This window comes from Mycobacterium sp. NGS16, from assembly GCF_059813225.1.
This window is the reverse complement of the sequence record NZ_JCALEE010000001.1, coordinates 863972-879252: the sequence shown is the minus strand read 5'-3', so window position 1 is coordinate 879252 and position 15281 is coordinate 863972. Positions and strand designations below refer to the sequence as shown.

Annotated in this window: 13 protein-coding genes; 7 read left to right on the top strand and 6 right to left on the bottom strand. The window is 68.4% G+C overall.

Translation table 11 applies throughout. The features are described 5' to 3' along the window. Positions 1-53: 53 nt before the first annotated feature. From AC5Y4Q_RS04335 to AC5Y4Q_RS04325, 3 genes are all read right to left on the bottom strand, one after another. Positions 54-563 carry a DUF6912 family protein gene (locus tag AC5Y4Q_RS04335; RefSeq protein ID WP_064921645.1) on the bottom strand — a complete coding sequence of 170 codons (510 nt, stop codon included), beginning with the start codon at positions 561-563 and terminating at the stop codon, positions 54-56. A gap of 143 nt (positions 564-706) precedes the next feature. After that, a complete protein-coding gene (ppk2, locus tag AC5Y4Q_RS04330) occupies positions 707-1528 on the bottom strand; it encodes a polyphosphate kinase 2 (protein WP_064921130.1) in 822 nt (273 codons plus the stop codon). Continuing rightward, complete coding sequence (locus tag AC5Y4Q_RS04325) at positions 1525-2919, bottom strand: WS/DGAT/MGAT family O-acyltransferase (RefSeq protein WP_064921129.1); 1395 nt, start codon at positions 2917-2919, stop codon at positions 1525-1527. Before AC5Y4Q_RS04325 ends, ppk2 begins: the two co-directional genes overlap by 4 nt. A gap of 430 nt (positions 2920-3349) precedes the next feature. Here AC5Y4Q_RS04325 and AC5Y4Q_RS04320 point away from each other — a divergent pair, with 430 nt between their 5' ends. Then, positions 3350-3688: an Rv3235 family protein gene (locus AC5Y4Q_RS04320; protein ID WP_109535624.1), complete on the top strand. Its 339-nt coding sequence runs from the start codon at positions 3350-3352 to the stop codon at positions 3686-3688. Between the two features lie 9 nt (positions 3689-3697). Here the strand turns inward: AC5Y4Q_RS04320 and secA are convergent, their stop codons facing one another. The 3 genes from secA to AC5Y4Q_RS04305 all read right to left on the bottom strand — a co-directional run bounded on the left by secA (position 3698) and on the right by AC5Y4Q_RS04305 (position 8080). Continuing rightward, positions 3698-6472 carry a preprotein translocase subunit SecA gene (secA, locus tag AC5Y4Q_RS04315; RefSeq protein ID WP_064921127.1) on the bottom strand — a complete coding sequence of 925 codons (2775 nt, stop codon included), beginning with the start codon at positions 6470-6472 and terminating at the stop codon, positions 3698-3700. A gap of 118 nt (positions 6473-6590) precedes the next feature. Next, positions 6591-7295, bottom strand: coding sequence for a ribosome hibernation-promoting factor, HPF/YfiA family (gene hpf / locus AC5Y4Q_RS04310; RefSeq protein ID WP_234786425.1), 705 nt, complete (start codon positions 7293-7295; stop codon positions 6591-6593). Between the two features lie 149 nt (positions 7296-7444). Then, a complete protein-coding gene (locus tag AC5Y4Q_RS04305; RefSeq protein ID WP_064921132.1) occupies positions 7445-8080 on the bottom strand; it encodes a ComF family protein in 636 nt (211 codons plus the stop codon). A 202-nt stretch (positions 8081-8282) separates the two neighbouring features. Between AC5Y4Q_RS04305 and AC5Y4Q_RS04300 the strand changes: the two genes are divergently transcribed. The 6 genes from AC5Y4Q_RS04300 (at position 8283) to AC5Y4Q_RS04275 (ending at position 15250) form a co-directional block, all read left to right on the top strand. Beyond that, positions 8283-10616: a nitric-oxide reductase large subunit gene (locus AC5Y4Q_RS04300; RefSeq protein WP_064921125.1), complete on the top strand. Its 2334-nt coding sequence runs from the start codon at positions 8283-8285 to the stop codon at positions 10614-10616. Between the two features lie 6 nt (positions 10617-10622). Further along, positions 10623-11264 (top strand): hypothetical protein, encoded by a 642-nt coding sequence (locus AC5Y4Q_RS04295; protein ID WP_064921124.1) that lies wholly within the window; start codon positions 10623-10625, stop codon positions 11262-11264. Beyond that, positions 11257-12024 carry a slipin family protein gene (locus AC5Y4Q_RS04290; protein ID WP_064921123.1) on the top strand — a complete coding sequence of 256 codons (768 nt, stop codon included), beginning with the start codon at positions 11257-11259 and terminating at the stop codon, positions 12022-12024. The genes AC5Y4Q_RS04295 and AC5Y4Q_RS04290 overlap by 8 nt, the downstream gene beginning before the upstream one ends. A 94-nt stretch (positions 12025-12118) precedes the next feature. Further along, complete coding sequence (locus AC5Y4Q_RS04285; protein ID WP_064921122.1) at positions 12119-12883, top strand: universal stress protein; 765 nt, start codon at positions 12119-12121, stop codon at positions 12881-12883. A 23-nt stretch (positions 12884-12906) separates the two neighbouring features. Beyond that, positions 12907-13548 (top strand): hypoxia response regulator transcription factor DosR/DevR, encoded by a 642-nt coding sequence (dosR, locus tag AC5Y4Q_RS04280; protein WP_064921121.1) that lies wholly within the window; start codon positions 12907-12909, stop codon positions 13546-13548. Continuing rightward, the gene (locus AC5Y4Q_RS04275; protein ID WP_064921120.1) at positions 13541-15250 is read left to right on the top strand and encodes a GAF domain-containing sensor histidine kinase; all 1710 of its coding nucleotides are present in this window, start codon (positions 13541-13543) and stop codon (positions 15248-15250) included. The genes dosR and AC5Y4Q_RS04275 overlap by 8 nt, the downstream gene beginning before the upstream one ends. Positions 15251-15281 lie beyond the last annotated feature (31 nt).

The window sequence follows — 15281 nt, the reverse complement described above, 5'->3', positions numbered from 1 at the left end:
CTCGCTACCGAAGGTCGGTAAACCTACGGTAGCGTAGCTTGCCCGATCCGACATCAGAGCAGCTCAAGCAGGAACGGCAGCTCCTGGGTGGCATACCAGGCCAGGTCGTGATCCTGGGCGTCGCCCACGGTCAGCTCGGCATCCTCGTCGCCGAGATCGGCGTCGTCGATCGCTGCCACCGCCGCGCGCACCGCCGGCTCGGCGGCCGCGTTGTCCACATACGCCGCGACCACCTCGCCGATCTCGACCGGCCTGGGCAGCCGCACCACGGCGGCATCGAGATCCGGGCGGGCGGTGACCGGCTCGACCTCGGCGACCAGCACCGCCCTGCGGGTCGGCAGTGTCTCGCCGCTCGGGGCCGGGTCGGCGGTAGCGAGCAGCCGCAGTGACGCCAACGCCGCTTCGCCCAGGGCCACCTCGGCCAGTTCCTCGTCGTCGCCGTGCGCGTAGGACTCCCGCAGCGCCGGCGTCACGGCGAACGCGGTCCCGCTGACCGGCCGCAGTGAACCGTCGGCGACCAACTGGGTCAGCATGGCCAGCGTCGCCGGGATGTAAACCCGCATGAGCTCAGACCCTAGCCGCGATCGCGAGCGCGGCGAAGCCGGGCGAAGCGGGTCGCGGCCATCAAATCAGCCGCGATCGCGAGCGCGGCGAAGCCGGGCGAAGCGGGTCGCGGCCATCAGGCACGGGTCGCCGGGATGGCTGCTCACGCCTCGCTCACCAGAGTGGCGGCGTAGTCGGGTACGTAGTGGTAGCTCCCGCGGTCCGGGCGCTGATAGTCACCGGTGACGACCGGCCGGTCCGGCAACTCCAGCGGCGGAAGCGCTACCTCGGAGTAGGGAATCGTCGACAGCAGGTGCGCCATCATGTTCAGCCGCGCGTGCTTCTTGATCTCCGCCTCGACCACATACCACGGGCTCGCCGCGACGTCGGTGTGCGCCATCATCTCGTCGCGGGCCCGGGAATAGTCCTCCCAGCGGTTCACCGCCTCGAGGTCCATGGGAGACAGCTTCCAGCGCCGCAGCGGATCGTTGCGCCGCTTGCGGAACCGGCGCAGCTGCTCGCGTTGCGAGACCGAGAACCAGTACTTGCGCAACAGGATTCCGTCGTCGATCAACAGCTGCTCGAAAACCGGGGCCTGCGCCAGGAACTGCGCGTGCTCGTCCGGCGTGCAGAATCCCATCACCTTCTCCACGCCGGCGCGGTTGTACCAGGACCGGTCGAAAAGCGTCACCTCGCCGCGGGCCGGCAACGCTGCGACGTAGCGCTGGAAGTACCACTGCCCACGTTCGCGTTCAGTGGGCGCCGGAAGTGCCGCCACGTGCACCACGCGCGGACTCAGGCTCTCGGTGATGCGTTTGATGGCACCGCCTTTGCCGGCCGCGTCGCGGCCCTCGAAGAGCACCACGATCCGGGCGCCGGTAGCCCGCGCCCATTCCTGCAGTTTGACGAATTCGATTTGCAGGCGCTGCAACTCGGCTTCGTAGACGTCGTCGGCGATCCGGCGCTCGGCGAGCTCACCGCTCACGTGGCCGCCTCCAGCAGCTCAGCGAGGGCTTCGTCCAACAGCGCCGAGACCAGCCCCACGTCGCTCATGGACTTGCGGTCGGCGTTGACCCCGTAGTACAGCGTGCCGTTGTAGGAGGTGACCCCGATGGTAAACGCCTTGTTGGGCAACAGCGGTGGCACGCTGTAGGTCTCGAGCAGTTTGGCACCGCAGACGTAGAGCTGGCGCTGCGCACCGGGGGCATTGGTGATCAACAGATTGAACACCCGCCCGGAGAACCCGGCGAAGGCGGTCGCGACCCGCACACCCATCGCGTGCAGCGTCGGCGGGGCGAACCCCGACACGGTCAGGATGGTGCGGGCGTCGACCAATCCGGTCGAGGTGGGGTGGGATTCGGTGGCGTAGGCGATCTGGGAGAGCCGCACCACCGGATTGGGTTCTCCGACCGGCAGATCCACCAGGAACGGGGTGACCGCACCGATGGGCTGCCCCGCGGTGTCGTATTCGTGGTCGGGGTAGACCGACAGCGGCGCCATGGCGCGCACCGTCCGGGTCGAGCCGACCGGCTCGCCGCGGGACAGCAGCCAGTTACGCAGCGCCCCGGTGATCACGGCGAGCACAACGTCGTTGATGGCGCAGTCATAGCGAGCCCGCACCGTGCGATAGTCCTCCAGCGCGCCCTTCGCCACCGTGAACAGTCGGTTCTGCGACACCTGAGTGTTGAGCGGACTGTGCGGCGCCGTGCCGCGCGCGATCGCCCGCGCCGTGTCGAAAGCCTTGCGGCCCAACCAGGTCAGCGGGCTGCCGGCGGTCGATCCCACCGCCTGCAGCTGCGTGCGCGGCGCCGCCACCCAATCCCCGACCGCGCCGAGGACCAGTTCGACGGCGCCGGGCTCGCGCCGCGGAACCCAGATGTCCTCGTCGAACGGCGGTGGCCGCTGCGTCCGGTCGACCAGGACGTGGCCGAGGGCCGGCGCCGCCATCCCGTTGACCAGCGTCTGATGCGACTTGATGTACAGCGCGATCCGGTTGCCGGCCAGCCCCTCGATCAGGTACATCTCCCACAGCGGCCGGAACCGGTCCAGCGGCTGCTGGCTGAGATAGGCGATCAGCTCGTGCAACTGCCGGTCACTGCCGGGTGACGGCACCGCGAGATGGCGCACGTGATAGGTGATGTCGAACTCGTGGTCGTCCACCCACACCGGGCGGGCCAGACTCATCGTGACTTCGCGGATCTTCTGCCGGTAACGCGGGGTCTGGGGCAGCCGTTGCTCGACGGTCGCCAGCAACTTCTCGTAGCCCAGTCCGCCACGCGGGTTACGCAGGATGTACAGCGACTGCACGTACATCGGCGTGGTGGTGTTGTCCAGGCGGTAGAAGGACGCATCCGTCGCCGACAACCGGTTCACCATGCGGCCCGCCCTCCCTGCTGACTCGATCCGAACGGGCGCCGCCAGCGCCCCGAACCCGAGAAAAGTACTGCCGCTCACGGTAGCCCGCCCCACGCGCGAAGCGCACACCGATACGGCCGCGCGGCGCACGCGGATACGGCCGCGCCGCGATTGTGCAATGATCGCGCAGACAGACCCCTGCCACTCTCCAGCAGGACCCCGATCGGATCGACCGTGGAGAGCTGCCGTGACCACCGACCCCACCCCGCCCGTGCGTTGCACTGTCGTGCCGGTGACCGACTACGAACCACCAGCCCGCGCGGCGGTGCCGCGCCGAGGCGCACCGCGGGCATCGGCGCTGTGCTCGCGGCCCCACCGCGCCCATCCGGCGGGACCGGGGCCGGACCGGCCCGCACGGGGCGGGCTGCCGGCGCCGTTACAGTCAGCCGCCGTGTTCGCCGACGCCGCGCTGCGCCGGGTGTTGGAGGTCATCGATGGGCGGCGCCCACCGGCGCATATGCACCCGCTGTTGGCCGCCGGGCTGGCCGAATCGGTGCTGTCGGTGCGCCGCGGGGCGGCCGCGGCCCGCGGCGGGCCGGCGACCTTGGAGCGGGTGCGCGTCCAACCGGCCGGCCCCGCCGACCCGGCCACCGCCGTCGAGGCGTTCGGCACCTACCGGCGCGGCCGGCGTACCCATGCGCTGGCCTGCCGCATCGAGCGGGTGGCCCGGGCCGGACCCGGCACCCGAGTCGGCATGGCCTGGCAGATCGTCGCCCTGCACATCGGCTGAGGGCGGGCCTCAGCTCTTGCGCGGCGTCTTAGGCGGCTTGGGTCCCTTGCCTTCGCGGCGGGCCGCTTCGCGGCGCTCCCGGCGAGAACTCGCTCCCGCCGGCTGCAGGTCACGGTTGCGCCGCACCTGCGCGGAGCCGTCCTCGTCGGGACCGGAGTAGGTCAGCCCGGCCGCGCCGTCGGCGCCGTTGGCGCCGTTGGCGCCGTCGATTCCCTTGGCGCGCAAGCCGAATTCCGCCAGTCCCTCGGGGGCGTCCACCGGTGCCACCGACGGTGCCGGCGCGGCCTCGACGGCGACGTTGAACAGGAAGCCGACCGACTCCTCTTTGAGCCCCTCGAGCATGCCGGTGAACATGTCGTAGCCCTCCCGCTGGTACTCCACCAGCGGGTCGCGCTGAGCCATCGCCCGCAGACCGATGCCCTCCTTGAGGTAGTCCATCTCGTAGAGGTGCTCACGCCATTTGCGGTCCAGCACGGACAGCAGCACGCCGCGTTCCAGCTCCCGCATCGCCCCGGGACCGGCGGTGGCGTCGACCTGCGCCTCACGCGCCGCGTAGGCGTTCTCGGCGTCGGCGAGCAGTGCCTCCAGCAGCTCCTCGCGGGTCAGGTCATCGGCCTCACCGACGTCGTCGGCGTGCAGCAGTTCGTGGTAGTCGATGCCGACCGGGTACAGCGTCTTCAGCGCCGTCCACAGCTGTTCGAGGTCCCAGTCCTCGGCGTAGCCCTCACTGGTGGCGCCGTTGACGTAGGCGGTGATCACGTCGACGAGCATGTCGTGGGCCTGCTCGGCCAGGTTCTCGCCATCGAGGATGCGGCGGCGCTCGGCGTAGATCACCTTGCGCTGCTGGTTCATCACCTCGTCGTACTTGAGGACGTTCTTGCGGATCTCGAAGTTCTGCTGCTCGACCTGGGTCTGGGCGCTCTTGATCGCCCGGTTGACCATCTTCGCCTCGATGGGCACATCGTCGGGCAGGTTCAGCCGGGTCAGCAGGGATTCCAGTGCCGCCCCGTTGAACCGTCGCATCAGCTCGTCCCCCAGCGACAGGTAGAACCGCGACTCCCCCGGGTCGCCCTGCCGGCCGGACCGGCCGCGCAGCTGGTTGTCGATACGTCGCGATTCGTGCCGCTCGGTGCCGAGTACGTAGAGCCCGCCGGCCTCGATCACTTCCTTGGCCTCGGCGGCCGCCTCCGCCTTGATCGCGGTGAGCGTGTCGTCCCAGGCGGCCTCGTACTCCTCGGGGGTTTCGACCGGGTCCAGGCCCTGGCTGCGCAGCTTCTGGTCGGCCAGAAAGTCCGGGTTGCCGCCGAGTACGATGTCGGTGCCGCGACCGGCCATGTTGGTCGCCACGGTGATCGCCCCGCGCCGGCCGGCCTCGGCGATGATGTGCGCCTCGCGCTCGTGCTGCTTGGCGTTGAGGACATTGTGCGGGATGCGCCGCTTGGTCAGCTGCTTGGACAGGTACTCCGAGCGTTCCACACTGGTGGTGCCGATCAACACCGGCTGGCCCTTCTCGTAGCGTTCGGCGATGTCGTCGACGACCGCGGCGAACTTGGCCTCTTCGGTCTTGTAGATGAGGTCGATCTGGTCGGTCCGGGCCATCGGCTTGTTCGTCGGGATCGGCACCACGCCCAGCTTGTAGATCTCGTGCAGCTCGGCGGCTTCGGTCTCGGCGGTGCCGGTCATCCCGGCGAGCTTGTCGTAGAGCCGGAAGTAGTTCTGCAGCGTGATGGTGGCCAGCGTCTGGTTCTCGGCCTTGATCTCGACGCGCTCCTTGGCCTCGATGGCCTGGTGCATGCCCTCGTTGTAGCGCCGCCCGACCAGCACCCGGCCGGTGAACTCGTCGACGATGAAAACTTCGCCGTTGCGGACGATGTAGTCCTTGTCGCGATTGAACAGCTCCTTGGCCTTCAAGGCGTTGTTGAGGTAGCTGACCAGCGGCGAGTTGGCCGCCTCGTAGAGGTTGTCGATGCCGAGCTGGTCCTCGACGAACTCCACCCCGAGCTCATGTACCCCGATGGTGCGCTTGCGCAGGTCCACTTCGTAGTGGACGTCCTTTTCCATCAGCGGCACGATCCGGGCGAACTCGGTGTACCAGTTGGAGCTGCCGTCGGCGGGCCCGGAGATGATCAGCGGGGTGCGGGCCTCGTCGATCAGGATGGAGTCGACCTCGTCGACGATGGCGAAGTTGTGCGGGCGCTGCACCAGCTGGTCGAGCGAATGCGCCATGTTGTCGCGCAGGTAGTCGAAGCCGAACTCGTTGTTGGTGCCGTAGGTGACGTCGGCGTTGTAGGCGGCCCGCCGCTCGTCGGGGGTCATCTGGGACAGGATCACCCCGACCTCCAGCCCCAGGAAGCGGTGCACCCGCCCCATCCACTCGCTGTCGCGTTTGGCCAGATAGTCGTTGACGGTGACGACATGCACGCCTTTGCCGGAGATGGCGTTGAGGTAGGCCGGCAGCACACAGGTCAGGGTCTTGCCCTCACCGGTCTTCATCTCCGCGACGTTGCCGTAGTGCAGGGCCGCACCGCCCATCAGCTGGACGTGGAACGGCCGCTGGCTCAGCACCCGCCAGGCCGCCTCGCGAGCCACCGCGAACGCCTCGGGCAGCAGGTCGTCGAGGGATTCGCCGTCGGCGTGACGCGCGCGGAACTCGTCGGTTTTGGCCCGCAGTTCGGCGTCGGTCAGACTCTCCACATCGCCGGAGAGGGTGTCGATATAGTCGGCGACCTTCCTGAGCCGTTTGACCATGCGGCCCTCACCAAAACGCAGCAACTTGGACAGCACGGCTATGTCCCCTACTCAGTCTTCTTCCATTACGAGCGTCACCCATGGTAGGCGACACCGCCGCACAGCCCGGCTTTGCCGCGGCTGAGCAGTGTTTCGGGGGGCCCGACAAACGGTGTCAGACTAAACGGATCAGACCGTAGTCATAAGCGTGCCGCCGATAGACCACCGAGGGCTGGTCGGTCTCCTTGTCATGGAAGAGAAAGAAGTCGTGGCCCACCAGCTCCATCTCATAGAGCGCGTCGTCGACCGACATCGGCGTGGCGGGGTGCTCCTTGGTGCGGACGATCCGGCCCGGCTCGTGGTCGTGGCCATCGAGTAAGGAACCATCGCCTTCGGCCGCCCCGTCGCGCCGGTCGGGCTCGGCGATGCCATCCCGCTTGAACGCCGCGGCCAGAAACGCCGGGTCCAGCGCGGTGGCCCCGGTCGCCTCGGCCACCGAGACCGGGGTCTTGTCACCGTAGGAGACGTTGCGGCGGTCTTTGCCGCGGCGTAACCGGCCCTCCAGGCGGTCGATCGCGGCCTCGAACGCGGCATAGAAACTGTCGGCGCGGGCCTCACCGCGCACCACCGGTCCACGGCCGTGCGCGGTGATGTCGATCTGCTGGCAGGACTTTCGCTGCCGGCGGTTGTTCGCGTGCTTGAGCTCGACGTCGAAGAGCCGAATGGAGCGGTCCAATCGCTCCAGGCGGGCCAGCTTCTGCGAGACATAAACGCGGAAGTGGTCCGGGATTTCGACATTGCGGCCCTTGACCACGACTTCGGCGCCCGCCACCTGAGCGGGGCGCTCGCCGGTGTCGACCGGCGTACGGCTGGTTTCCATGAATTGACTCACCATGCTCGACACTCTCTTCTCGTCGTCTCGACCACGTACTCCCACGGTTCCCCGTCCTTGATGACGACCGTAGCCATGCCACCGGATACGTGCCACTGGTTTGACGCACCCGTTGCCAGTTGGTAGCCGCGCCGGCATCAAGCCGCCGCGATCACCAGCGCGGCGGCCACGGGAACCCCGCCGTTCCGCAGCACCCGCACCGACTCCGCCAGGGTGGCGCCGGTGGTGACGACGTCGTCGACGAGCAGGACGTCACCGCCGCGACCGGCGGCGGTCAGCCGGCGCCGGTTCAACAGCACCCGGCCGGCGATGTTGCGTTCGCGGGCGCCGCTGCCCAGCCCGACCGAGTCCCGGGTCAATGCCCGCATCCGCAGCGCCGGCGCCACCGTCATGCCGGGATGCCTCGCCGACGCCGCGGCCGCGATCCGCCGGATCGGGTCGCCGCCGCGCCGGCGGGCGGCGCTAGGCCGGGTGGGCGCGGGGACGATCGTCAGCGGCAGCTCGAGCATCCGCCAGCACAGCAGCCGGTCCAGCGCGAGCGCCAGCGTCAAGGCCAGCGGAGCGATGAGATCGGTGCGCCCACGCTCCTTCACCGCGACGATCGCCTGCCGGCGGGCTCCGGCGTAGCGGCCGAGCGCGAACACCGGCACCTGCGGGTCGAGCCGCGGACTGGCCAGCCGGGGCTCGCCCGGACCGACGGCGAGCTGCGCCGCGCAGCCGGCGCACCAACCGGTCGCCGGGGCGCCGCAGCCACCGCACTGGCGGGGCAGCATCAGATCCAATCCGGCGTCGAGCACATCGCCGAGGCTGCCATCGGCCACCGACAGCCCGACCCGAAAATGCCTACTACGTCATGTCGTAACCGCATGTCAAGGGGCATTTAGTCCACAATGACGTGGACGCCGGACCCCAAAACCGTGAGGTCCCTAACAGATTCACGAATTTTGTTCCTCGATACTGTTAGCGTCCGGGTCCATGACCGCCAAACCAACCCAGATCGGTACTCCCACCAGCGATTCCGGCCGCGCTGGGGCGCTGGTCGGCAAAGGCTGGGCGCAGGGCGTGGCCCTGGTGATGATCTTCGGATTCCTGGTGATGGGCATCTTGGCCTATCGCACCTACACCGCCTCGATGCCGATGCCCCAGAAGGTTGTCACCGAGACCGGACAGCAACTGTTCACCGGGGAGGACATCACCCGCGGCCAGGAGTTGTTCCAGGCCCGCGGACTGATGCAATACGGGTCGGTGCTGGGCCACGGCGCCTACCTCGGCCCGGACTACACCGCCGAGTACCTGCGGATGGCCACCGAGAACGTGGCCGGCCAGTTCGAGGCGCAGGGCGTGGTCAATCCGCACGACGAGGTGGTGGCCGAATTCCGCACCAACCGCTACAACGCCGACACCGGCACCCTGGTCTTCACCGACAAGCAGGCCCGGGCATTCGCTGACATCCAGCGCCACTACGCCGAATACTTCGGCGAAGGCTCCACCAAGTACGGCCTGCTGCCGCACCTGATCACCGACTCCGGCGAGATCCGCGACCTGACCGCGTTCTTCGCCTGGACCGCCTGGGCGTCGGCGGCCGACCGGCCCGGCCACACCTACAGCTACACCAACAACTGGCCCTCGGAGCCCCGCGTCGACAACGGCCCCACCGGATCGGTCGTGGTGTGGTCGGTGCTGTCACTGATCGCGCTGCTGGGCGGGATCGGAATCATGTTCACCGTCTACGGCCGCTGGAGCCAGAACATCGGCTGGCACGGCACGGAGATGACCAAGCTCGAGTTCCGTCAGCCCGGTGACGTGGCGCTGACCCGGTCGCAGCGCGCCGCGATCTGGATCTTCGCCGTGGTCGCAGTGCTGTTCCTGGCCCAGACCCTGCTGGGCGGCGCCGTCGAGCACTACCGGGCGGACCTGTCGGAGTTCTACGGCATCGACCTGGCCAAGATCCTGCCCTACAACCTGGCCCGGACGTGGCACCTTCAGCTGTCGCTGTTCTGGACCGCGGCGGCGTTCCTGGCCGGCGGAATCTTCCTGGTGCCGTTCATCACCCGCCGTGAGCCCGGCAAGCAGTCGGTGTTGGTCTACGGTCTGCTCGGCGCACTCGCGGTGGTGGTCTTCGGATCCATGGCGTTCGAGGCGCTGTCGATCTTCGGCGTGATCAAGCCCGGCACCGTGTGGTCGCAGCAGTGGGAGTTCCTGGACCTGCCGCGGTTGTTCCAGGTGCTGCTGATCGTCGGGCTGTTCCTGTGGATCGTCATCATCTGGCGCGGCATGCGCGCCAAGCTGTCGACCACCTCGAAGATGAACCTGCCGTGGCTGTTCTTCTTCACCGGCCTGGCCATCCCGACCTTCTACGCGGTCAGCCTGCTTGCAGGCAGCGAGACGCATTTCTCGGTCGCCGACTTCTGGCGGTTCTGGATGGTGCACCTGTGGGTGGAGGACTTCCTGGAACTGTTCACCACGGCGATGGTGGCCTATATCTTCGTTCAGCTCGGGGTGGTGCGGGAGAAGGTCGCGCTGCTGGTGATCTTCCTCGACATCATCTTGTACTCGGCCGGCGGGGTGATCGGCACCATGCACCACCTGTACTTCTCCGGCACCCCGGTCGAACACATGGCGCTGGGTGCGTTCTTCTCAGCCGCCGAGGTGATCCCGCTGACCTTCCTGACCGTGGAGGCCTGGGCATTCCTGCAGTTGGGCGCTCGGCAAGAGGCCGGTGGCCAGCACAACTTCCCCGCCCGCTGGGCGGTGATGTTCCTGGTCGCGGTGGGGTTCTGGAACTTCCTGGGCGCCGGCATCTTCGGCTTCCTGATCAACCTGCCGGTGGTGTCCTACTACGAGATCGGCACCGCGCTCACCGCCAACCACGCGCACGCGGCGATGTTCGGGGTCTACGGCATGCTCGCGGTGGCCCTGGCCATGTTCGCCTTCCGGTACGTGATCCCGGCGGACGAGTGGCCGAACAAGCTCGCCCGAATCTCGTTCTGGGGCATGAACATCGGCCTGGCGTGGATGGTGTTCGTCACCTTGCTGCCGCTGGGTGTGCTGCAGCTGTTCCACTCGGTCAACGCCGGCTATTTCGAGGCGCGCTCCCTGGGCTACATCACCCAGCCCGGCAACGCCGTGCTGGAATGGCTGCGGCTGCCCGGCGACTTGATCGTCATCATCGCCGGGGTGCTTCCGTTCTGCTGGATCGCATGGACGGCACTGCGCAACTTCCGCTCCGGTGAGACCGTCGACGAACTGCCGGAGCACCCGCTGTACACCTCGGTGGAGAGCGACACCGAGACCGCGACCAAGGGCTGATCGACGATGACGATGCCGGGAGCATGGGTGTGGCTGATCTCCGGCTACGCCCTGCTTCTGCTCGTCTTCGCGTGGGGCTTCGATGCCATGGCCAAGCGGACCTCTGAGCGCGCCGCCCAATGGCGCACCGGAAAATTCGCCTACCACGAAGATCACGACGCCTGGAAGTGCCCACAGGATCAGTGGCTCTGGCCGACCGCCTTCGACCCGGCCAACCGGGTGATGCGGTATCGGGCCACACCGTCGATCTGCAACGCCTGCCCGGTCAAGGACACCTGCACCACGTCGAACCACGGCCGCGAGATCAGCCGGCCGGTGGACCCGTGGCCGCATTCGGAGGCGGGCCGCTTCCACCGCGGTATTGCCTGCGCGGTGGCCGGATTCGGGGTGGTCATGCCGCTGGCGACGCTGATCGCCAACCACCGGCCCGCCGACGTGCTGGTGCTCGGCGCCACGATGGCGCTCGTGCTGGCCGGCGGGTCCCCGCTGCTGCGCCATCTGTGGAACACTCCGTCGAACGCCCCGGATGACATAGCGCACCGGATCAGTCCACAACAGCGGACCGAGAAGGTGGAGGCGGCCATCGACCGGTACTCCACCCGATGGGGCGGCTTTGCCGATAGCTCGAGGAGGCAGCGCAATGAGTGAAGCCCTCATCACCGTCTTGGTGATCGTGATCGCGTTGCTGGCCGCGCTGGCCTACTTCTCGGTCAAAGTGCTGCCGGAGTACGAACGCGGCGTCGTCTTCCGGTTCGGCCACGCCCGTCCGCTGTATGAACCCGGGCTGCGGTTCCTGATTCCCCTGGTGGACAAGATGGTCCGCGTCGATGAGCGGGTGGTGACCCTCACCATCCCCCCGCAGGAGGTGATCACCCGCGACAACGTGCCCGCCCGGGTGAACGCGGTGGTGATGTTCCAGGTGGTCGATCCACTCAAGGCGATTCTGGCGGTGGAGAACTACGCCGTGGCCACCTCCCAGATCGCCCAGACGACACTGCGCTCGCTGCTGGGCCGCGCCGACCTGGACACCCTGCTGGCGCACCGTGACGACCTCAACGCCGACCTGCGCACCATCATCGACACCCAGACCGAGCCGTGGGGTGTGCAGGTCCGGGTGGTCGAGATCAAGGACGTGGAGATCCCGGAATCTATGCAGCGGGCGATGGCCCGGGAGGCCGAAGCCGAGCGCGAACGCCGGGCGAAGGTGATCAACGCCCGCGGTGAACTGCAGGCCTCCGAGGAACTGAGCCAGGCCGCCGAGACGCTGTCACGCAATCCCGCGTCGCTGCAACTGCGTTACCTGCAAACCCTTTTAGAACTCGGCGCCGACCAGAACTCGACGGTGGTCTTCCCGCTGCCGGTGGACATCATCACCCCGTTTCTGGGCGGCGGTTCGCCCAGGCGCTGATATGGACCAATGGCCCTGCAGCTGCTCTGTTCACGCGGTTACCCTGGGCAGTGCCGGGCGCGGTCGACGCCCGGCCGGCGATTCGGGAGCCACCATGGGTGATCGGAAGTCAACACACGCGGTCGTCGTCGGGATCGACGGATCACCGGCCGCGCGCAGCGCCGCGGTCTGGGCCGCCCGCGAAGCGGCCGATCGGAACCTGCCGTTGAAGCTGGTCTATGTCATCGGCCCTGGTGGCGACCCGGCCGATCCCCCCGACCCGCAGGCCGCCGCCTCCAGCGCCCTGTCGCAGGCCCGCGAGGCGGTGCAGGCCAGCACCGGAGTGCAGGCCGAAACCGAGTCGCTGCACGGCAACCCGCTCGCCACCTTGATCGAACTGTCGCGTTCGGCGGCGATGGTCGCGGTGGGCTCGGTCGGGGTGGCCCACACCTGCCACCGCGCCGGTTCGACCGCGGCCGCGCTGGCCGGGTCGGCCCGCTGCCCGGTCGCGGTGATCCGCAGTCCCGACGCCCCACGACGCGGCGGGGCGATCGTCGCCGAAGTGGATGCGTCACCGGACAATAGGGCCGTGCTGGGTTGGGCGATGGCCGAAGCCAAGCTGCGTCACGCGCCCTTGCGGGTGGTCACCTGCGATGAGCAGGTGCGGCGCCGGCTCGACGACTGGGCGCAGCGTCACCCCGACCTGCCGATCGATGCCATCACCGCCGGCGACGCCGCCGGCTACCTCGCCTCCTGCCTGGCCGAGGAAGCCGAGTCGGTCCAGTTGTTCGTCTCGGGCACCCGCGACCGGCGCAGTCTGGGCTGGGCCGGCGGCACCGGCGGCTGTTCGGTGCTCACGGTGGGCGGGACGCCGCGGTGACGGCCGCGGCGAAAAGACGCGGCATGGTCACAGTCTTCCTGGTCGACGATCACGAAGTGGTGCGCCGCGGCCTGATCGACTTGCTCGGCGCCGATCCGGAGCTCGACGTGGTGGGTGAGGCCGGCTCGGTGGCAGAGGCGCTGGCGCGCATCCCGGCCCTGCGTCCCGACGTGGCGGTGCTCGACGTACGGCTGCCGGACGGCAACGGCATCGAGCTGTGCCGCGATCTGCTGTCGCGCATGCCCGAGCTGCGCTGCCTGATCCTGACCTCGTTCACCTCCGACGAGGCGATGCTCGACGCCATCCTGGCCGGCGCCAGTGGCTACATCGTCAAAGACATCAAGGGGATGGAGCTGGCCCGTGCCGTCAAGGACGTCGGCGCCGGACGGTCCCTGCTCGACAACCGCGCGGCGGCGGCATTGATGGCCAAACTGCGCGGCGCCGCCGCCAAGCCCGACCCGTTGTCGGGGCTGTCGGAACAGGAACGCACCTTGCTGGGCCTGCTCGCCGAGGGCCTGACCAACAGGCAGATCGCCGACCGGATGTTCTTGGCGGAGAAGACCGTCAAGAACTATGTGTCGCGGCTGTTGGCCAAGCTGGGCATGGAACGCCGAACCCAGGCCGCGGTGTTCGCCACGAAGCTCGAGCGCTCCCGGAATGACTGATCACGTACCCGCGGACGGTCCGAATCCCTTGCGCGACACACTTTCCCAGTTGCGGCTGCGCGAACTGCTGGTCGGCGTCCAGGACCGGGTCGAGCAGATCGTCGAAGGACGCGACAGGCTCGATGGCCTGCTGGCGGCCATGCTGGTGGTCACCTCCGGGCTGGAACTCGACGCCACCCTGCGCTCCATCGTGCAGACCGCCACCAACCTGGTCGAAGCCAAATACGGTGCACTGGAGGTGCACGATCACGACCGGCGCATGGTGGAGTTCGTCTACGAGGGCATCGACGACGACACCGTCGGGCGGATCGGGCGGCTACCCGAAGGAGTCGGTGTGGTGGGCCTGCTGATCGACGATCCCCACCCGCTGCGGTTGGATGACCTGACCAAACACCCCGCGTCGGTGGGTTTTCCGGCGTACCACCCGACGATGCGCACATTCCTCGGTGTGCCGGTAGGTGTGCAGGACGAGGTCTTCGGCAACCTGTATCTCACCGAGAAGACAGGAGGGCAGCCGTTCAGCGAGGACGACGAGGTGCTGGTGCAGGCACTGGCGGCGGCCGCCGGCATCGCCATCGCCAACGCCCGGTTGTATGCCCAGGCCAAGGCGCGGCAATCCTGGATCGAATCCACCCGCGACATCGCCACCGAACTGCTCTCCGGCACCGATCCCACGACGGTGTTCCGGCTGATCGCCGAGGAGGCCAGCAAGCTCACCGGCGCCGAGTCGGCGCTGGTTGCCATCCCCCTGGACGAGGACCTCCCCGAAGCCGAGGTCAACGAGCTGTTGGTGGTCGAGACCGTCGGTGCGGCAATGGGTTCGGTGTCCGGAGACACCATCCCGGTCGCGGGGACCCCGGTCGGCGAGGCATTCTCCCGGCGGATGCCGCGCAAGGTGGATCGGCTGCGGTTGGCCGGCGTCGACATGGTCGGCCCGGCGCTGATCCTGCCGTTGCGCGCCGCGGACGCGGTGGCCGGCGTCGTCGTGGTGGTGCGCCACGCGGGCGCCAACCCGTTCAGCGGCGAGCAACTCGACATGATGGCCGCGTTCGCCGACCAGGCCGCGCTGGCCTGGCAGTTGGCCACCTCGCAGCGCCGCATGCACGAACTCGACGTGCTCACCGACCGGGACCGGATCGCGCGCGACCTACACGACCACGTGATCCAGCGGCTGTTCGCCGTCGGATTGTCCTTGCAGGGCACCATTCCTCGGGCCCGGTCTGCCGCGGTGCAGCGCCGGCTGAGCGACGCGGTTGACGACTTGCAGGAGATCATCGGCGAGATCCGCACCACCATCTTCGATCTGCACGGCACCTCCTCGGGGGTGACCCGGCTGCGGCAGCGGCTGGACAACGCCGTCGCCCAGTTCTCCGGTTCGGGACTGCACACCACCGTCGCGTTCGTCGGCCCGCTGTCGGTGGTGGAGCCGGCGCTGGCCGATCACGCCGAGGCGGTGGTCTCCGAAGCCGTCAGCAATGCGGTGCGGCATTCCGGCGCCACTGCATTGAGCGTGCAGATCAAGGTCGAAGACGACCTGTCCATCGAGGTGACCGACAACGGCCGCGGGATGCCGCAGGTGGTCACCCGCAGTGGCCTGGCCAATCTGAAACAGCGCGCCGAGCAGGCCGGCGGCGCCTTCGGCGTCGAATCGGCCCCGGGCGGCGGCACCGTGCTGCGCTGGTCGGCCCCGCTGATGACATAGCCGCTAGGGGCCGCCTCGGCCGCCTTCGCGT